The sequence below is a fragment of the Escherichia sp. E4702 genome (assembly GCF_963883545.1).
Taxonomy (GTDB): Bacteria; Pseudomonadota; Gammaproteobacteria; order Enterobacterales; family Enterobacteriaceae; genus Escherichia.
In genome coordinates this window covers 134,920-154,389 of record NZ_CAWORF010000008.1, presented here as the reverse complement: position 1 = coordinate 154,389, position 19,470 = coordinate 134,920, and the positions used below count along the sequence as shown (strand labels likewise).

Annotated in this window: 18 protein-coding genes; 3 read left to right on the top strand and 15 right to left on the bottom strand. The window is 54.1% G+C overall.

The features are described 5' to 3' along the window. From AACU94_RS03895 to maeB, 12 genes are all read right to left on the bottom strand, one after another. The coding region (locus AACU94_RS03895; RefSeq protein WP_205713090.1) for a hypothetical protein at positions 1 to 196 on the bottom strand (196 nt) is incomplete at its 3' end. Beyond that, positions 197 to 1,384 (bottom strand): ethanolamine utilization ethanol dehydrogenase EutG, encoded by a 1,188-nt coding sequence (gene eutG / locus AACU94_RS03890; RefSeq protein ID WP_135488963.1) that lies wholly within the window; start codon positions 1,382 to 1,384, stop codon positions 197 to 199. After that, positions 1,374 to 2,210, bottom strand: a complete 837-nt coding sequence (gene eutJ, locus AACU94_RS03885) for an ethanolamine utilization protein EutJ (protein WP_001551440.1) — start codon at positions 2,208 to 2,210, stop codon at positions 1,374 to 1,376. Before eutJ ends, eutG begins: the two co-directional genes overlap by 11 nt. Before the next feature lie 10 nt (positions 2,211 to 2,220). Continuing rightward, positions 2,221 to 3,624, bottom strand: coding sequence for an aldehyde dehydrogenase family protein (locus AACU94_RS03880; RefSeq protein WP_135488962.1), 1,404 nt, complete (start codon positions 3,622 to 3,624; stop codon positions 2,221 to 2,223). A gap of 11 nt (positions 3,625 to 3,635) precedes the next feature. Further along, the gene (gene eutN, locus AACU94_RS03875) at positions 3,636 to 3,923 is read right to left on the bottom strand and encodes an ethanolamine utilization microcompartment protein EutN (protein WP_000762196.1); all 288 of its coding nucleotides are present in this window, start codon (positions 3,921 to 3,923) and stop codon (positions 3,636 to 3,638) included. 106 nt (positions 3,924 to 4,029) lie between these two features. After that, positions 4,030 to 4,323, bottom strand: coding sequence for an ethanolamine utilization microcompartment protein EutM (eutM, locus tag AACU94_RS03870; protein WP_000387713.1), 294 nt, complete (start codon positions 4,321 to 4,323; stop codon positions 4,030 to 4,032). Between the two features lie 38 nt (positions 4,324 to 4,361). Next, positions 4,362 to 5,378, bottom strand: coding sequence for a phosphate acetyltransferase (pta, locus tag AACU94_RS03865; protein ID WP_135488961.1), 1,017 nt, complete (start codon positions 5,376 to 5,378; stop codon positions 4,362 to 4,364). Continuing rightward, positions 5,375 to 6,178, bottom strand: a complete 804-nt coding sequence (gene eutT / locus AACU94_RS03860; RefSeq protein WP_135488960.1) for an ethanolamine utilization cob(I)yrinic acid a,c-diamide adenosyltransferase EutT — start codon at positions 6,176 to 6,178, stop codon at positions 5,375 to 5,377. Before eutT ends, pta begins: the two co-directional genes overlap by 4 nt. Further along, complete coding sequence (eutQ, locus tag AACU94_RS03855) at positions 6,175 to 6,876, bottom strand: ethanolamine utilization acetate kinase EutQ (RefSeq protein WP_130216810.1); 702 nt, start codon at positions 6,874 to 6,876, stop codon at positions 6,175 to 6,177. The genes eutT and eutQ overlap by 4 nt, the downstream gene beginning before the upstream one ends. Then, positions 6,851 to 7,330, bottom strand: a complete 480-nt coding sequence (eutP, locus tag AACU94_RS03850) for an ethanolamine utilization acetate kinase EutP (RefSeq protein WP_000820758.1) — start codon at positions 7,328 to 7,330, stop codon at positions 6,851 to 6,853. Before eutP ends, eutQ begins: the two co-directional genes overlap by 26 nt. Before the next feature lie 12 nt (positions 7,331 to 7,342). Beyond that, positions 7,343 to 7,678 (bottom strand): ethanolamine utilization microcompartment protein EutS, encoded by a 336-nt coding sequence (gene eutS, locus AACU94_RS03845; RefSeq protein WP_000356956.1) that lies wholly within the window; start codon positions 7,676 to 7,678, stop codon positions 7,343 to 7,345. Between the two features lie 287 nt (positions 7,679 to 7,965). Beyond that, entirely contained in the window at positions 7,966 to 10,245 is a 2,280-nt protein-coding gene (gene maeB / locus AACU94_RS03840; RefSeq protein WP_130216808.1) for an NADP-dependent oxaloacetate-decarboxylating malate dehydrogenase, read from the bottom strand. A gap of 286 nt (positions 10,246 to 10,531) precedes the next feature. On the opposite strand from maeB, the gene tal reads away from it, so the two are divergent. Both tal and tkt read left to right on the top strand, forming a co-directional pair. Continuing rightward, positions 10,532 to 11,482, top strand: coding sequence for a transaldolase (tal, locus tag AACU94_RS03835; protein ID WP_130216806.1), 951 nt, complete (start codon positions 10,532 to 10,534; stop codon positions 11,480 to 11,482). 20 nt (positions 11,483 to 11,502) lie between these two features. Next, on the top strand, positions 11,503 to 13,506 hold the full coding sequence (tkt, locus tag AACU94_RS03830) for a transketolase (RefSeq protein WP_130222005.1): 2,004 nt from the start codon (positions 11,503 to 11,505) through the stop codon (positions 13,504 to 13,506). A 109-nt stretch (positions 13,507 to 13,615) separates the two neighbouring features. Here tkt and AACU94_RS03825 read toward each other — a convergent pair whose 3' ends face one another. The 3 genes from AACU94_RS03825 to aegA form a co-directional block, all read right to left on the bottom strand. Beyond that, the gene (locus AACU94_RS03825; protein ID WP_135404539.1) at positions 13,616 to 14,659 is read right to left on the bottom strand and encodes a DUF1176 domain-containing protein; all 1,044 of its coding nucleotides are present in this window, start codon (positions 14,657 to 14,659) and stop codon (positions 13,616 to 13,618) included. Positions 14,660 to 14,784: 125 nt separating this feature from the next. Next, positions 14,785 to 15,360 carry a GDP-mannose pyrophosphatase NudK gene (gene nudK / locus AACU94_RS03820; protein WP_130216800.1) on the bottom strand — a complete coding sequence of 192 codons (576 nt, stop codon included), beginning with the start codon at positions 15,358 to 15,360 and terminating at the stop codon, positions 14,785 to 14,787. 67 nt (positions 15,361 to 15,427) lie between these two features. Further along, a complete protein-coding gene (gene aegA, locus AACU94_RS03815; protein WP_135488959.1) occupies positions 15,428 to 17,407 on the bottom strand; it encodes a formate-dependent uric acid utilization protein AegA in 1,980 nt (659 codons plus the stop codon). A gap of 205 nt (positions 17,408 to 17,612) precedes the next feature. On the opposite strand from aegA, the gene narQ reads away from it, so the two are divergent. Then, positions 17,613 to 19,313, top strand: a complete 1,701-nt coding sequence (narQ, locus tag AACU94_RS03810; protein ID WP_135488958.1) for a nitrate/nitrite two-component system sensor histidine kinase NarQ — start codon at positions 17,613 to 17,615, stop codon at positions 19,311 to 19,313. Positions 19,314 to 19,470: the final 157 nt, after the last annotated feature.

Below are 19,470 nucleotides of genomic sequence, written 5' to 3'. Positions count from 1 at the left end.
CACCGCGCCACTGGCGGATGTGGCGTGAACGCCTTATCCGCCCTACATGTGTGTTCCGTAGGCCGGATAAGACGCGGCAAGCGTCGCATCCGGCACTTGCACCGCGCCACTGGCGGATGCGACGTAAACGCCTTATCCGCCCTACATGTGCAATCCCGTAGACCGGATAAGACGCGGCAAGCGTCGCATCCGGCATTTATTGCGCCGCTGCGTACAGGCCGACAATCTGCTCCAGGCTGGCGGTACGCGGGTTGCTGCGCAGACAAATATCTTCCTGCGCGGCCTGCGCCCATGCACCGTAATGCCCGGTTGTTGCACCCACATCAGCCAGCCGCTTGTTGATCCCAACTTCCGCTATCAGCTCACTTACCGCATTAATAGCGTCACGATCGTCGGATTTTTTAGTTCGCAGCGCCCGACCAACCTGGCTAAACCGATCACGACAAACCATCCGGTTAAATTCCATCACCGTTGGCAGCAACATGGCGTTCGCCAGACCGTGCGGAATATGCAGCGCCGCCCCTGGCTGATGCGCCATCGCGTGGCATAACCCAAGCCCGGCGCTGGAAAACGCCATTCCCGCCATACATGAAGCCAGCAACATACTCTCGCGCGCAGCCAGGTCGTGACCGTAACCCACCGCTTTCGGCAGCGATTGACCAATCATCGCAATGGCGCCAATCGCCAGGCTGTCGGTAAATGGGGTGGCGTTCAGCGCGCTATACGCTTCAATGGCGTGAGTTAACGCATCGATGCCAGTCATCGCCGTGACATGCGACGGCACGCCTTCGGTTAGCGCAGCGTCGAGGATCGCCACATCCGGCATCAGCGAGGCATGTGCTAACACCTGTTTGCGCCCGCTTACCGCATCGATAATCACCGTCACGTTAGTCGTTTCAGAGCCGGTTCCGGCGGTCGTTGGAATGGCAATCAGCGGCAATCGTGGTTGCAGAACGCTGGTTTCTGACATTTTTGCCAGCGTGCTATCGGAATTCGTCACCAGCAACGCCACGGCTTTCGCTGCATCGAGCACCGAGCCACCGCCAAACGCGATGACACCATCGCAGCCTGATTCACGCAGCTGCGCCACGGCTGCGCACACGTCAGTAATGCACGGTTCGCCCACCGGACACGGCCAGAGCGTCATGGCGATGCCTTTAACGGCCAGGCTACGCGTCAGCCCGGCGGTCATCCCTGCCTGATGCAAAAAGCTGTCTGCCATCACGAACAGATGTTTCAGCCCACGCATTTGCGCTTGCTGCCCGCAACTGCTCACCGCGCCCGGACCGCAGAGTGTGACAGGCGGGACGCTAAATGTTTTTACCCGTTGCAGATTCAGGGTATCGAACGCCTGAAAGAGCGCGGTCTGCAATTCATTTTGCATAGATCCCCTCCGCTTTCTCTCGCCCGCTACTGGCGATCGCCAGTGGGGTCATAAACAAACTGTGCTGCGGTAAATGCACCTGTAACGCCGGGAATTGTTTGCGAAACAGTTCCGCCACGCCCGGTTGCATACAAGAGCCGCCCGCCAGCCATAAATCAGTAATGCCCTGCCCTTCAATATGCCGGGCGACAATGTCCGCCATTTTTTCGTACACCGGTTTCACCGCCGGCCAAATCTCTTCACCGTGACCGCGCTTGTACTGCTCTGCCTCTTCCAGCGAAATACGACGATTTCCGGCGAGAGTCAGAGAGATGTGATGTCCGCCAGTCGCTTCATCCGCCGAGTACGTCACTTTGCCCTTTTTCACGATGGCAATGCCGGTAGTGCCGCCGCCGATATCCACTACACCTGCGTTGTCCAGTTGCAGCAGATCCGCGACTGCGGTTGGCTCATCCAACACATGGCTCACTTCCAGCCCGGCAGATTCCAGCACGTTGATGGAAATACGCGGGTCCGTACCAGGAGGAAATGAAGTCGCCGCATGGCTAAAACGACGACCGAATTGCTGCTCAAGAGTGTCGAGATGGCGACGAACAATGGTGACAGCGCCGAAGAAATCCCAGACGATGCCGTCGCGGACCACATCGGCCCAGTCGAGGCATACCGCCACCGGCTGACCGTCGCGGTCGACAACCATCGACACCACATCGCAGGTGCCCAGATCCACCCCTAACCACAGCGGAGATTCCGTCGCGGCAGGCGTCTGGTTACACAGCGTTGCCGCCGTTTGCAGACGTGGGGTGAGCCATTGTTCGTCGTGCGCCATCGGTTACTCCTTAAACAATGCGAAACGCATCGACTAATACACAGCGACGCAGACGGACAAACGTCCGCGCGCTGGTTACCCCTTCACCGGTTGGCGTGGTGATGGTCATGGTGGTCCAGCCTTCCCCGCCCAGCCCCAGCCCGGCAATGCACGGTCCGTTCTTAACGAAAATGCTGGTATCAATGGCGTTCGCCATCTGGTTCATGTTCTCAATATTGCGCGAGTGCATTGCCGCCGTGTGGTGGCAACCGCCTTCCAGTTTCACCGCCAGCGCAATGGCATCCGCCACGTTGGCCACGCGCACGACGGGCAGCACCGGCATCATCAGTTCGGTCACAGCAAACGGATGTTCTGCGGTGGTTTCTACAAACAGCAATCGCGTTTGTTCCGGAACTTTAAGGCCGATTGCCGCCGCGATTTTCGCCGCATCGCGACCTACCCAGTCACGGCTGACGGCGCCTTTTCCGCGCTCGTCGATATTTTTCAGCAACACCGGTTGCAGTTGCTGCGCCTGCTCTGCGGTCAGTTTCACCGCGTGCTGGCCTTCCATCAGACGCATCAGTTCATCGGCTACGCTATCAACAACAATCAGCACCTTTTCATCGGCACAGATGATGTTGTTATCGAAAGAAGCGCCTTTGACGATGGACTGAGCGGCACGGGCGAGGTCGGCGGTTTCATCCACCACCACTGGCGGGTTACCGGCACCTGCGGCAATCAGGCGTTTATTGGTGTGTTTGCGCGCCGCTTCCACTACCGCTTCGCCGCCCGTCACCACCAGCAGGCCGATGCCCGGAAACTTGAACAAGCGTTGCGCGGTTTCGATATCCGGATTGGCCACGGTAACCAGTAAGTTTTCCGGCCCGCCTGCGGCAACAATCGCCTGGTTGAGCAGCGTAATCGCCCGCTGGGAGACTTTTTTCGCCGCCGGATGCGGGGCAAAAATGACGCTGTTGCCCGCGGCAATCAGGCTGATGGCGTTGTTAATTACGGTTGCCGCCGGGTTTGTGGAAGGCGTCACCGAAGCCACCACGCCCCAGGGCGCGTTTTCAATTAAGGTCAGGCCGTTGTCGCCCGTCAGCACCTGCGGAGAGAGACACTCAACGCCGGGTGTGCCGCGCGCCTGGGCGACGTTTTTGGCAAATTTATCTTCAACGCGGCCCATACCGGTTTCACTGACGGCAAGTTCCGCTAAATCTCTGGCGTGTTTTTCGCCTGCTTCACGAATGGCAGCAATGGCTAACTGGCGCATTGCCACGCTCTTTAACCCTTGCTGGGCAACTTTGGCTGCCGCAACGGCGTCATCCAGGGAAGCGAAAACGCCCATCTCATGAACGGCGGCGGGCGGTATGTCACTGCTTTGCATTTTCAGCAGTACCGCTTTCACCACCTGTTCAATATCCTGTTGATTCATGATGTTCTGCCTTATTTGTGGAAAATTACCTGACCGCCAGACACCACCTCATCGACGATGCCAATCACGCACAGATCGACCGGTGACGTTTCGCTTTTATGCGCCTGGCGGGCGGAACTGCCACTCACCAGCAACACCCACTCCCCGGTTCCCGCGCCAATATTGTCGATGGCGACGGCACATTGCCCGTCAGGATTACCTTGTGGATCAATCATTTCCACCATCAGCAATTTGTCATGCGCCAGTCCGTGATGGCGTACGGTACAAACAATTTGTCCAGTGACGACTGCCAGTTTCATACCCGCCTCCGTGGCGTATTTCAGGTAAAAGCTCCCCCTACCCTCCGCGGAAGGTAAAATGAAAAAGGAGAGAGCGTGACGCCCGAATCGACGTCACACAGGGTGATTACAGGTTGCTGCTGTCGCCTTTCAGGCCGATCGGGAAGACTTCTTCCAGGTCGCCGTGCGGACGCGGGATAACGTGTACAGATACCAGCTCGCCAATACGCTGTGCCGCTGCGGCACCGGCATCGGTCGCGGCTTTACAGGCTGCAACATCACCGCGAACCATCGCAGTACACAGGCCGCCGCCAATCTGCTTCACGCCGACCAGTTTGACGCGCGCAGCTTTCACCATCGCGTCAGAAGCCTCAATCAGTGCAACCAGGCCCCGGGTTTCGATCATTCCTAATGCTTCCATTGTGTTTTCCTCTTTATAGGGGTCCAGAACGGGACCGTTCATTCAACCAGTGTTTGTAAACTGCTTTCGCGGTTCACTTCTGTCTGACGCGGCACAGCTGCCACCAGCGCCAGCTCGATAATTTCCTGCACGCTACAACCACGAGAGAGATCGTGCATCGGCGCGGCAAGTCCTTGTATCAATGGCCCGACGGCACGATATCCGCCAAGTCGTTGTGCGATTTTGTAGCCAATATTTCCGGCTTCCAGCGACGGAAAAACCATCACATTGGCTTTGCCCTGTAGCGAGCTGGCAGGCGCTTTTTGCGCCGCCACTTCCGGCACGAAGGCGGCGTCAAACTGTAATTCTCCATCCACCACCAGCTTTGGTGCGCGCTCACGGACGATGTCTGTCGCCTGCTGCACATTGGCAACGCAGGGGTGACGGGCGCTACCGTTGCTGGAAAACGACAGCATCGCCACGCGCGGCTCTTCTCCGGTGATGGCCTGCCAGGTTTCGGCGCTGGCAAGCGCGATATCCGCCAGTTGTGCCGCCGTCGGCTGTGGCACCACGCTGCAATCGGCAAAGCCCAACGCCGGGCCGCTATACTGTGGCAGCATCAGGAAGATGGATGAGAGCGTTTTACAGCCTGGCTGCAAGCCGATAATGCGTAATCCGGCACGCAGCACATTTGCCGTGGAAGAGAGATTGCCTGCAATGCAGACATCCGCTGTACCGGCGCTAACCATTGCGGCGGCGAACATCAGCGGATCGGTGAGTTTTTCCAGCGCATCCGGCGGCGTTTTTTCGCCCGCACGGGCCAGCCAGCGATGGGCAAATTCTTCCCGCATTGCGAGGTTGCCATGCGGATCAATCACCTGTAGGCCATCCATCGCCACGCCGTGACTGAGCGCAAACTGGCGAAGTTCAAACGGATTGGCGACCAGAATGGGCGTTGCCAGACCTTGTTGATGTAAATATTGCGCAGCTTTCAGCACACGTTGATCTAACGCATCCGGAAAAACCACTCTGGCGGGCGCTCGCAACGCCAGTTCACGACAACGTTCAATAATCATTGCGTCTCCCCCAGTCGTTGTTGGATCTGCTTCACCGTAAGCGGCTGCTTCGTTACGCTCAGGATCATCATCACGTAAACCGTGCTCGAAAGGCGGTTCAGCGCCTGCAAGATGTCCGGGCGTAATACTTCAAAACTACGAGTGATAAACACCTGCGCCGCTACGGTTTCGGTTTCCCGCACTTTAGTGCGTAGCAGATTCAGCAACGCCGCATCGCGTCCGTGGCTGGCTTCCGGCACCAGATGATCGTGGTCGAGATAGCGCAGCGGCTGGTGAGAAAGCCGATGCAGATCTTCATCAGAAAGCCCGACAATCGCCTGGCAGCCCAGCGATTCCCCCAGCGCATCGGCGCGCATAATGTTGCCAAGACGCGAACGGATGTCCGCCAGCCACGGCTGCCACGGTTCCGCCAGTTCAATTTGCAGCCACACTGTCAGCGCAATGGTGCTGTCGAGAACGGCGCGAAAACCCAGGCGCGGATCGCTTTTGGCGACCATTTTTTCAGCCGACAGGTGAGTCAGCGTGTCCGGCTTTTTTGCCACCGGCTGGCGGCACAGTTCGCAGCACGCCTGCGGATGTTCATCGCTACTGGTCAGTCCGTGAACGGGCTGCGGCTGCTGCTGTTCATCGTCAACAAACAGGCAGCCCTGCTCGTCAATAAACTTGATGCGCAGATGGCGGCTTTCCAGTAACTCCCGGGCAGAGGGCGTCAGGCGACTGTCCGCAGGGAGATGGATCTCTGCGCCTTCGCTGAGCGTATGGTTCGCTCTTAGCCATGCTTCGGTGATGAAATCTTTCATAGGGATTGCCAGTTAGCCGGCCAGGCGACATACAGGAATTTCACGCTGGATGTCGTACCAAATTCGATGCTGGAACCTTTCGGGATAAACATCACGTCGCCCGCTTTGGCGATCATGGTTTCGCCTTCGTGGCGAACATGCAGCTCCCCTTCCAGTACCATGTCGATTTCGTCGTAGTTCAGGGTCCACGGGAAGAAGGCGTTGTCCCACTGCATGAAACCAGCGGCCATACTGCTGCCGTCGTCTCCGGTCACAAGATCAGTTAAGCCCACGCAGTGCGGTTCAGCGCCATCGAAACGACCAAACTTGACGCTGCTGCCATCAATCACTTTGATGCCGCCTTTGCCGGTCACCGATTTGAAGCTCGGCTGCATTGCCCCCTGCTCCAGCGACTGCTTTTCCTTCATCACTTTTTCCATCAACTGCGCGACCAGGCTTTCGGTAAACTGGCCTTCCGGCAGCTGGGCAATGATGGTTTCGCGGATGCGCTGGCTTTCGGTTTTATCGGCTGACGCACTGGCGGGAACGGATGCCGTTACAGGCGTCGATTCATCGCACTCGGTGATGGTAAAACCCAGTAGATCCGCCACTTCGCGCGCTTCAGGGGTAATAATGCTGGCGCGCAGAACCACGGACATTGCCTGTTCGCCGCGCGCGTGTGCTTCACGAATATCATTCGCTGTGATGAGTTTTTTCACCTGCTTCCTCCTGTTCGGTGAGAGATGCCAGATAATCCACCAGTTGCTGCACGCTTTGCGGGTCATGGTTGTTTAGCGCGAAAATTGGCTCTTCAAAGCCAGTCTCAAGCAATAACTGTCGCGTTGCGGTGACGTCAGCATCCGGCATGTCCGTTTTACTGATGACGGCGATTTGCCGTTTACTGGCGCCAATATCCAGCAGCCCGGCAGGTAATCGGCTTTCTGGATCATTTGCGCCGTGGACATATATCAGCATGTCCACATCCTGTAGCGTGGTTATTAAGGCGTGATACCAACGGGGATGGCTAAAATATTCACCCGGAGTATCAATATCGCCATTATCATTAAATTCCACGGCCTGTGTTTTTCTGGCGAGGGTATAATCTCCCTGCAACGCATTAAATAACGTTGTTTTTCCTGCCCCGACGCTACCCACAAACGCAATTCGCTTCATGAATGCCTCGTATTAACTTTTGGTCATTTCACACAGCGTATAATTTAATAAACGCCCTAAACCGCTGACGGTTTGTGATAACGCTTCTTCGACTGCGCCCACCGAGCCATAAATCACCAATGCGCCGCTGAAGCGGTCGAGAAAACCGATGTGTACATCGGCAGCTTTTAATGCTAAATCACCGGCAATCATCGCTGTTTCTCCGGGAGTTAGCGTCATAATGCCAATTGCGCCAGCATCCGGAACGCCGATTTTCTTCGCCAGTTCTTCACCCGGATGCGCAATCAGATGCGCCAGCGTGACCTGTTTCCCGGGTACGAATTCCTGAATGATGCGTTCTTTGTCCATGAGTCGCCGCCTGTAAAAAAACGTGCGTGTATCGTGACAATTTTTCGTCAGAGTAAATAACAAAATTCGGCAAACGCGTTTAAAAGGTGAGGTAGATCACTAAGAATGGAGAGATATTTACCGTGATAGATAAACTTTCATATGCAGAGCATGAATAAATATAAAGATATTACTTTATTTTTATGTCGGGTAATTTATTTGCTATTAGTAAAAGCAGTAAGACGTATTAATAATATAAAATCGCTTACCCCGAATTACTCAGGGTAAGCGTGATAGTTAAGGAAGAATTACAGCGGTTGGGTTTGCGCTTCAACCACGGCGAGCGCCACCATGTTGACGATACGACGTACTGACGCGATCGGTGTTAACACGTGAACCGGTTTCGCCACGCCCATCAGCACCGGGCCGACGGTGACACCTTCCGAGCTGGAAACGCGCAGTAAGTTGTAACTAATACGAGCAGCTTCCATGTTCGGCATCACCAGAATATTGGCGGAACCTTTCAGGGTACTGTCCGGCATACGGTCGTTGCGAATCGCTTCTACCAGCGCCGCATCACCGTGCATTTCACCATCAATCATCAGCTCAGGCGCACGTTCCCTGACCAACTCCAGCGCTTTACGCATTTTGCTCGACGACGGGCAGTCAGAAGAACCGAAGTTAGAGTGCGACAGTAAGGCAACGCGCGGCTCAATACCGAAACGACGGACAGTTTCTGCCGCCATCAGCGTGATCTCCGCCAGCTCTTCTGCGTCTGGGTCATCATTAACATAGGTATCAGCAATAAAGGTGTTACCACTCGGCAGCAACAGCGCGTTCATTGCGCCTGCGGTGTGAACGCCATCGCGATAACCAAAGACATTTTTCACTACGCTAAAGTGTTCGTGATAATCGCCCACCGTTCCGCAGATCATCGCATCGGCTTCACCACGCTGAACCATGATCGCACCGATCACCGTCGGGTTGCTGATCAGCGCACGTTGTGCCTGTTCCTGAGTGACACCACGACGCTTCATGATCTGGAAGTATTCGCTCCAGTACTCTTTAAAGCGTGGATCGGATTCGTTATTGACGATCTCAAAATCAACGCCCGCTTTGATCTGCAAGCCCAGTTTCTGAATACGCATTTCGATCACGTTCGGACGGCCAATCAGGATCGGTTTTGCCAGTCCCAGGGTTACCAGTTCCTGCGTCGCATGCAGAACGCGCGCCTCTTCCCCTTCCGGCAGAACAACGCGCTTCGGCGCTTTGCGAGCCTGGGAGAATATCGGCTTCATAAACAGGTTGGTTTTGTAAACGAACTCGGTCAGCTTGTCGATGTAGACGTCAAAATCGGCAATCGGACGCGTCGCCACGCCGGACTCCATTGCCGCTTTGGCGACCGCAGGGGCGATCTTAACGATCAAGCGCGGATCAAACGGTTTTGGAATAATGTATTCGGGGCCAAAGCTCAGATCCTGATCACCATACGCAGAAGCCACCACTTCGCTCTGTTCGGCATGGGCCAGTTCCGCAATCGCGCGGACTGCCGCCAGTTTCATCTCTTCATTGATAGCCGTTGCGCCAACATCCAGCGCGCCTCGGAAGATGAACGGGAAGCAAAGCACGTTGTTGACCTGGTTTGGATAGTCGGAACGACCGGTACAGATGATGGCATCCGGACGCACTTCTTTCGCCAGCGGCGGCAGAATTTCTGGTTCCGGGTTCGCCAACGCCAGGATCATCGGCGCGCGGGCCATTTTCTTCACCATTTCCTGAGTCAGTACTTTCGGGCCGGAACAACCAAGGAAAATATCCGCGCCTTCAATCACATCGTCGAGGGTACGTTTGCCGTCATCCACCACCGCGTAAGCCGCTTTGGTTTCCGCCATGTTCGGCTCACGACCCTGATAAATAACGCCTTTTGAGTCGCATACCACGATGTTATGTTTTTGCAGACCCAGCGCCACCAGCAGGTTCATACAGGCAATTGCCGCTGCGCCCGCACCAGAAACTACCATCCGTACGTCAGAGATATTTTTCTCTACTACGCGTAAGCCGTTGAGAATGGCGGCGGTGCTGATGATTGCCGTCCCGTGTTGGTCGTCATGGAATACCGGAATGTTCATCCGCTGGCGCAGTTTCTGTTCAATATAGAAACATTCTGGCGCTTTAATATCTTCGAGGTTGATACCGCCGAAGGTCGGTTCAAGTGCGGCGACCACTTCGATAAATTTGTCCGGGTCGAGTTCATCAACTTCGATGTCAAACACATCTATCCCGGCGAATTTCTTAAACAGAACGCCCTTACCTTCCATCACCGGTTTGCCTGCCAGCGCGCCAATATTACCCAACCCCAGCACTGCAGTACCGTTAGAGATAACTGCCACCAGGTTGCCGCGCGCGGTATATTTGTAGGCGTTTAACGGATCTTTTTCGATTTCAAGACAAGGCGCGGCGACACCCGGTGAATAGGCCAGCGCCAGATCGCGCTGCGTTGCCAGAGGTTTGGTCGGAGAAACCTGGATTTTTCCTGGTACAGGAAATTCATGGAAATCAAGTGCACTTTGTTTTAACTGCTCATCCATTTGGTTGTTCCTTTCACGTAACGTTCACAAAAATAGGTGTGGGCAACTGCCTCAGCCCACAACGTGGCGCACATTATTACCTTGCCGGAGCGTCGAGACTCTGAGCAAGCCCAAACTCTCCCCCATCAAATAATGTTTTGGTAATAATCCCATAACACCGATGTTACCTGCTTCATCCAGCAATACCATGCCTGTCTGCTATGCTTTTTTGATGCGTTTAGCGAAATTTCTCAGAAGTGTGAATTAACGCACTCATCTAACACTTTACTTTTCAAGGAGTATTTCCATGAACGAGTTAGACGGCATCAAACAGTTCACCACTGTCGTGGCAGACAGCGGTGATATTGAGTCCATTCGCCATTATCATCCCCAGGATGCCACCACCAATCCTTCGCTGTTACTCAAGGCTGCCGGTTTATCACAATATGAACATTTAATAGACGATGCTATTGCCTGGGGTAAAAAAAATGGCAAGACCCAGGAACAACAAGTCGTCGCGGCCTGCGACAAACTGGCAGTCAATTTCGGTACAGAAATTCTCAAAATCGTACCCGGTCGCGTGTCGACAGAAGTTGACGCACGCCTCTCTTTTGACAAAGAAAAGAGTATCGAAAAAGCGCGCCACCTGGTGGACTTGTATCAACAACAAGGCGTTGATAAATCACGAATTCTGATAAAACTGGCCTCAACCTGGGAAGGAATTCGCGCAGCAGAAGAACTGGAAAAAGAAGGCATTAATTGCAACCTGACGCTGCTGTTTTCCTTTGCTCAGGCACGGGCCTGTGCAGAAGCTGGCGTTTTTCTGATTTCACCGTTTGTAGGTCGTATTTATGACTGGTATCAGGCGCGCAAACCGATGGATCCGTATGTGGTAGAGGAAGATCCGGGTGTCAAATCTGTGCGCAACATCTACGACTACTATAAGCAGCATCACTACGAAACCATTGTGATGGGAGCCAGCTTCCGTCGTACCGAACAAATCCTCGCGTTAACCGGATGTGACCGTCTGACCATCGCGCCGAATTTGCTGAAGGAGTTGCAGGAAAAGGTTTCGCCAGTGGTTCGCAAACTGATCCCGGCATCGCAATCCTTCCCTCGCCCCTCCCCGATGAGCGAAGCGGAATTTCGTTGGGAGCACAATCAGGATCCGATGGCGGTAGAAAAACTGTCTGAAGGCATCCGCCTGTTCGCCGTTGATCAACGCAAACTGGAAGATCTTCTTGCCGCCAAATTCTAAAACCAGCCACGGAGTGTTTTATGTCCCGAAAAGACCTTGCCAATGCGATTCGCGCGCTCAGTATGGATGCGGTGCAAAAAGCCAATTCTGGTCATCCCGGCGCGCCGATGGGCATGGCCGATATTGCCGAAGTGCTGTGGAACGACTTTCTTAAACATAACCCCACCGATCCGACCTGGTATGACCGCGACCGCTTTATTCTTTCCAACGGTCACGCCTCGATGTTGCTCTACAGTTTGCTACATCTGACTGGTTATGACCTGCCGCTGGAAGAGCTGAAGAACTTCCGTCAGTTGCATTCGAAAACCCCAGGTCACCCGGAGATTGGCTATACGCCAGGTGTTGAAACCACCACAGGTCCACTTGGACAAGGTTTGGCGAACGCGGTTGGACTGGCGATAGCGGAGCGCACGCTGGCAGCGCAGTTTAACCAGCCAGATCATGAGATTGTCGATCACTTCACCTATGTGTTTATGGGCGACGGCTGTCTGATGGAAGGCATCTCTCATGAAGTCTGTTCGCTGGCTGGAACGCTGGGACTCGGCAAGCTGATCGGCTTTTACGATCACAACGGTATTTCGATTGATGGTGAAACCGAAGGCTGGTTTACCGACGATACGGCAAAACGGTTTGAAGCCTACCACTGGCATGTTGTCCACGAGATCGACGGCCACGATCCGCAGGCGGTTAAGGAAGCGATCCTTGAAGCACAAAGCGTGAAAGATAAGCCGTCGCTGATTATCTGCCGCACGGTGATTGGCTTTGGTTCGCCTAATAAAGCGGGTAAGGAAGAGGCGCATGGCGCTCCGCTGGGCGAAGAAGAAGTCGCGCTGGCACGGCAAAAACTGGGCTGGCATCATCCACCCTTTGAGATCCCCAAAGAGATTTATCACGCCTGGGATGCCCGCGAAAAAGGTGAAAAAGCCCAGCAGAGCTGGAATGAGAAGTTTGCCGCTTATAAAAAGGCCCATCCACAACTGGCTGAAGAGTTTACCCGTCGGATGAGCGGTGGTTTACCGAAGGACTGGGAGAAAACGACTCAGAAATATATCAATGAATTACAGGCAAATCCGGCAAAAATCGCTACCCGTAAAGCGTCGCAAAATACGCTTAACGCCTACGGCCCTATGCTGCCGGAGCTGCTCGGTGGTTCGGCGGATCTGGCCCCAAGTAATCTCACCATCTGGAAAGGGTCTGTGTCGCTGAAGGAAGATCCGGCGGGCAACTATATTCACTACGGGGTGCGTGAATTTGGCATGACCGCTATCGCCAACGGCATCGCGCACCACGGTGGCTTTGTGCCGTATACCGCGACGTTCCTGATGTTTGTTGAATACGCCCGTAACGCCGCGCGGATGGCGGCACTGATGAAAGCGCGGCAGATTATGGTTTACACCCACGACTCGATTGGCCTGGGAGAAGATGGTCCGACGCACCAGGCTGTTGAGCAACTGGCCAGTCTGCGCTTAACGCCGAATTTCAGCACCTGGCGACCGTGCGATCAGGTGGAAGCAGCGGTGGGCTGGAAGCTGGCGGTTGAGCGCCACAACGGGCCGACGGCGCTGATCCTCTCAAGGCAGAATCTGGCCCAAGTGGAACGTACACCGGATCAGGTTAAAGAGATTGCTCGTGGTGGTTATGTGTTGAAAGACAGCGGCGGCAAGCCGGATATTATTTTGATTGCCACAGGATCAGAGATGGAAATTACCCTGCAAGCGGCAGAGAAACTGGCGGGCGAAGGGCGTAATGTTCGCGTGGTTTCCCTGCCCTCGACCGATATTTTCGACGCCCAGGATGAGGAATATCGCGAGTCGGTATTGCCTTCTAACGTTGCGGCCCGCGTGGCGGTAGAAGCGGGTATAGCCGATTACTGGTACAAATATGTTGGTTTGAAAGGGGCGATTGTCGGGATGACGGGTTACGGGGAGTCTGCTCCGGCGGATAAGCTGTTCCCGTTCTTTGGCTTTACCGCCGAGAATATTGTGGCAAAAGCCCATAAGGTGCTGGGAGTGAAAGGTGCCTGATGCTGATTGCCGGATGCTGATTGCCGGATGCTGATTGCCGGATGCGACGCTGACGCGTCTTATACGGCCTACAGCGTCTTATCCGGTCTACATGTCCCCGCCATTTTGTTTAACGGGTGATCCACAACGTGGGCCAGGCGTCTGGCCCATGCCAGTTATCGCAGGTCGGTTCTGCGGCGTAACGCACCAGGCGAAAACGCTGGCCATCAAAACGCCAGCGCGCCTGAATGCCACAATCGCTTAATCCGCGACCTTTCGCTAAGGTCACCAGTTCACGCGTTTTTTCATCAAATGTTGCGTTCATCAGTTCCAGTTCATTCGTCTCCTGACCGTTGTTGAACGGCAAACGTAACCGTACCGGGCGCGAGGCAAGCGGCTTTTTACGCGACACAATCCATGCCAAATCAATGGTGTTATAAGCACCTGCCTCACAGCTAATCATCATCAGCGCTTTATCATCGGTCAGTGCTGTAACGCTCACCTCACGCCGCAATGGATCAAGCGAGCAGCGCAGACCATTCATTCGCCAGTTTCCATAATCCAGCAAATCGTTACGTTCTTCGAGTGAGAGTGGCGTCGGCGTTGGGTTAACCACCGCGACCTCTTTCAACGCAGGCGCTGGCGGTACGCTGAGCGGCGGTTCGTCCCCTTTCTTTATCCACGCGGTTTCACTGCCAACGCGCTTTTGCTGGGCATCAATAAACAACAACGCCGCTTTTAAGCCATTCAAAGAAATGGTCTGATCGCCATCGCGTAAGGTGATTGCCTTCCCTTCCTGAATCATCTGCAAAAACGCGGTGATGGTTGCCGTATCATCGGTTACTAATAACCATGATGAAATCCGCCACTTGTCACCACTTAACGCCAACGGCTCACCATCTAACAGCAGCCGTGGCGCTATTTCCCCTTCCGACACATCCGGTGATTTCAACCCGCCGCGCTCAATACGTAAAACAGCGTCGGTATGCGCCCCGGCGCTGCGGCTCAGGGTCATCACCAGTCCATTATGATCGCCAGTATTGCGCGCCACGCAGAAGTTTTGGTTATTACAGGTGACCTGCCAGTCGGAAAACGCCCGTTGCGCTGGTGCCGCCCACGCCAAAGACGTCGGCAACAAAGCGAAAAAAAAGAGAAGGAAAATGCGATAGCGCATGGACGGTACGACCCCAGAAGTTCAAACAAACAGCACAAGTCGTATCTTCGTTGCGCAGGTAGCGCGGCTCAATCGGATTTATCGGATTGAGCCAATAATAAACTACGAAATATTATTGTTATTTTTCAGTCCATTAAATGTGACGTTTGCAAATAGTTAAGCAATAACACCGTCTTACCGTCTCGTATCTCACCGGTTTTGATCATCTCCAGCGCCTGGCTGAACGGCAGCTCGAGCACTTCAATATCTTCATCTTCGACACCGCCACCGGCGTTAGCGCGCTGATTGTCACTGTATTCGGCGATAAAAAAGTGGATTAGCTCAGTCACACCGCCTGGCGACATATACAGTTCAAATAATTTGCGCACTTCGCCCACTTCATAACCCGTCTCTTCAATCGCTTCTTTGCGAATGCACACTTCCGGTTCGTCGTTATCCAGCAACCCGGCGCAGGTTTCAATCAGCTGCCCGCTTTCATTGCCATTAACCCAGGTAGCGACGCGGAACTGACGAATCAGAACCACGGTCTTTTTCTTCGCGTTGTACAGGAGGATCGTCGCACCATTACCGCGATCGTACACTTCACGTTTATGGCGGATAACTTCGCCATCTTTGCGGGTAAGATCGTAGGTAATGTTGTGCAGGGTGAAATAGTTATCGGAGAGAATTTTGTCTTTAACGAGGGTGATTTGTTGCGTCATACCGACTCCACAGCGCGAAATGAACAATTATCTTACGCTGTGAAGTCGAGTTTGTCTGCGCAGGCTATCAGTGAGATTTGACTGATTTTACGCCCAGCCAGTCAATGATCCCCTGTGCCGCATGACGTCCTTCTGCCATTGCGGTAACCACCAGATCCGCACCACGTACGGCATCGCCACCGGCGAAGATTTTCGGATTGGTGGTCTGGTAACGGTACTGGCTTTCAACGTCCGCCACGATGCGTCCCCATTTATCCACCGTTACACCGTGCGACTCCAGCCACGGCATCCCGTGCGGATTAAAGCCAAACGCCATGATCACCGCGTCGGCTGGCATCACAAATTCACTGCCCTCAATCGGTACCGGACGCCGACGCCCTTGTGCATCCGCTTCGCCAAGACGCGTGCGCAGGAAACGAATCCCGCAGACATGACCTTGTCCATTCAGCTCAATCGCCACTGGCTGAACATTAAACTCAAAGTTCGCCCCCTCTTCGCGGGCGTTCTTCACCTCTTTTTTCGAACCTGGCATGTTGGCTTCATCACGACGGTAGGCACAGGTGACGTTGCTCGCGCCGTGGCGCAGCGCAGTACGCACACAATCCATCGCGGTATCCCCACCGCCCAGTACTACCACATTCATCCCGGCGGTATTAATAAATGGCTCTTCCGGTAACTCTTCAAGTCCCATCACCTGTTTGGTGTTGGCAATGAGGAACGGCAGCGCGTCATAAACGCCCGGCGCATCTTCATTAGGTAAACCCGCTTTCATGGAACGGTAAGTGCCTACGCCAACGAAGACTGCATCGTATTGTTCCAAAAGCGAATCCAAAGAGACATCTTTACCCACTTCACAATTGAGTTCGAAGTGAATCCCCATCGCGCTGAAGATTTCCCGACGGCGTGCCAGCAGGGATTTATCCAGTTTGAAAGAAGGAATGCCGAAAGTGAGCAAGCCACCGATTTCGGGATGGCGATCGTACACCGTCACCGCCACGCCATTGCGCGTCAGGACATCCGCACAGGCCAGCCCTGCCGGCCCCGCGCCAATAATCGCCACTCGCTTGTCGACTTTGGTGACATGACTTAAGTCAGGACGCCAGCCTTTCGCCAGCGCCTGATCTGAAATATAGCGTTCAATATTGCCGATAGTCACCGCACCGTGCTCATCGCGAATAGTACAGGCACCTTCGCACAGACGGTCTTGCGGGCAGACGCGTCCGGTAATTTCCGGCAGGGTGTTGGTCTGGTGAGAAAGCTCAACGGCGGCGTCGATGTTTCCAGATTTCACCAGTTCAATCCATTGTGGAATGTGGTTATGCAACGGGCAGGTCCATTCACAGACGCTATGCTCGCCGCACTTCAGGCAGCGCGAGGCTTCCCGTTGAGCCTGGTCGGCACGAAACGGCAGATAAATTTCATCAAAACCGGTTTTGCGCGCTTCAATCGCCAGTTTATCCGGCTCGCCACGCGCGGGCGTTGCCTGCATTTGCTCGACTTTACTCATTACCGGCATTTCTTGTGCCGCGGTACTGGCATGCCACGGTTGATGTTCCTGGCGCGCGGTGCGCAGGCGGCGGGATTTCGCCATGCCGGAGAGTGCGGAGTCGGTCACCAGTTGCAGCGCGTCCGCCGGGCAATTCTCGACACAGGCAGGGCCGTTTTCGCGCCCTGCACACAGGTCGCATTTATGCGCGGTGGCTTTAACTTTACCCACGGCGACGGGCGTCAGGACGATTTGCATCGTACCAAATGGACAGGCCACCACGCAGGATTTACAGCCAATACACTTTTGCTGATTGACCTGAATGCTGTCATCAACGTGGCTGATCGCGCCATTAGGGCAGCTACGGGCGCAGGGCGCATCTTCACAATGGTGACAGGTCACTGCGCTACGTTGCTGCTGATGTTTAATAACCGTAATTCGGGGGTGAAAATGGTGCTGACTCAACACGTGTTGCTCATCATTGTGAGCCATCACACAGGCCACTTCACAAGCATGGCACCCCAGACATTGCTGACTGTTGGCCATAATAAAACGATTCATAACGACCTTCTTTTTTGGTTGTAAAAACCTTATTCTTTATATGAGTGTTGTTATTACCCGACTTAGACGGGGATCGGCAATGTTCATGTGCCCAGAACAAGTAACTATTTCGCTATAAACTGTGGCAGATCAAATAATCTCATCGCTTATCAAATTGCGTTTCAGCGAGCTGTAACATTCATTATTTTATGTGGAGAAGACGCGTGTGATTGTCAAACGCCCCGTCTCGGCCAGTCTGGCCCGGGCCTTTTTTTACATTGTGCTGCTGTCGATTCTTTCCACGGGTATCGCTCTGCTAACTCTGGCGAGCAGTTTACGCGACGCTGAGGCTATCAATATTGCCGGATCGCTGCGTATGCAGAGTTACCGCCTGGGCTACGACTTGCAAAGTGGCAGTCCACAACTTAATGCTCATCGCCATCTGTTTCAGCAGGCACTGCATTCACCGGTATTAACCAATCTCAACGTCTGGTATGTGCCAGAGGCAGTAAAAACCCGCTATGCGCATCTGAATGCCAACTGGCTGGAGATGAATAATCGGCTCAGCAAGGGTGATTTGCCGTGGTATCAGGCCAATATCAATAATTATGTCAATCAGATAGACCTGTTCGTGCTGGCTTTACAGCACTACGCTGAACGAAAAATGCTGCTGGTGGTGGCGATTTCGCTGGCTGGCGGTATTGGCATTTTCACGCTGGTCTTTTTTACTTTGCGCCGCATACGCCATCAGGTGGTAGCCCCGCTGAATCAACTGGTTACCGCCAGTCAGCGTATTGAACACGGGCAGTTCGACTCGCCGCCGCTGGATACCAGCCTACCCAATGAACTGGGCCTGCTTGCAAAAACCTTTAACCAGATGTCGAGCGAGCTGCATAAGTTGTACCGCTCGCTGGAAGCGTCAGTAGAAGAAAAAACTCGCGATCTCCACGAGGCCAAGCGTCGCCTGGAGGTGTTGTATCAGTGTTCGCAGGCACTGAACACCAGCCAGATTGATGTGCATTGTTTCCGCCATATTTTGCAGATTGTTCGCGACAATGAAGCGGCTGAATATCTGGAGCTGAACGTTGGGGATAACTGGCGGATTAGCGAAGGGAAGCCAAACCCTGAGCTGCCAATGCAGATTTTACCGGTCACCATGCAAGAGACGGTTTACGGCGAGTTGCACTGGCAAAATAGCCACGTGTCATCATCAGAACCACTACTTAACAGCGTTTCGTCGATGCTGGGACGCGGTTTGTACTTTAATCAGGCGCAGAAGCATTTTCAGCAGTTACTGTTGATGGAAGAACGTGCGACCATCGCCCGCGAACTACACGACTCTCTGGCCCAGGTGCTTTCTTACTTACGTATCCAGTTGACGTTACTGAAGCGTTCGATACCCGAAGATAACGCCACTGCACAAAGTATCATGGCCGATTTCTCCCAGGCGCTGAATGATGCTTATCGGCAGTTACGCGAGCTGTTAACCACTTTCCGCCTGACGCTACAGCAGGCGGATCTTCCCTCTGCGCTGCGTGAAATGCTGGATACATTACAAAACCAAACCAGCGCCAAACTGACGCTCGACTGCCGTCTGCCAACCCTGGCGCTGGATGCGCAGATGCAGGTGCATTTGTTGCAAATTATTCGCGAAGCGGTGCTGAACGCCATGAAGCACGCCAACGCCAGCGAAATTGCCGTTAGCTGCGTCACCGCGCCGGATGGCAATCACACAGTTTATATTCGCGACAACGGTATTGGCATCGGTGAACCGGAAGAACCCGAAGGCCATTATGGTCTGAATATCATGCGCGAGCGCGCGGAAAGATTGGGTGGGACGCTGACTTTTTCGCAACCTTCCGGCGGCGGCACGTTAGTGAGTATTAGCTTTCGCTCTGCGGAGAGCGAGGAAAGCCAGCAGATATGATGCTGCCTACTGTTCATTAAATACTGGCATTTTAGGTTCAGTATAAAAGGGCATGATAATTTACATTATCTCCTTTTTTTCTCCACGATTGGCTCGTACCTTGCCGCTACAGTGAAGCAAGGCATGCCCATAACGATACGCAGAACTACGAGGTCCT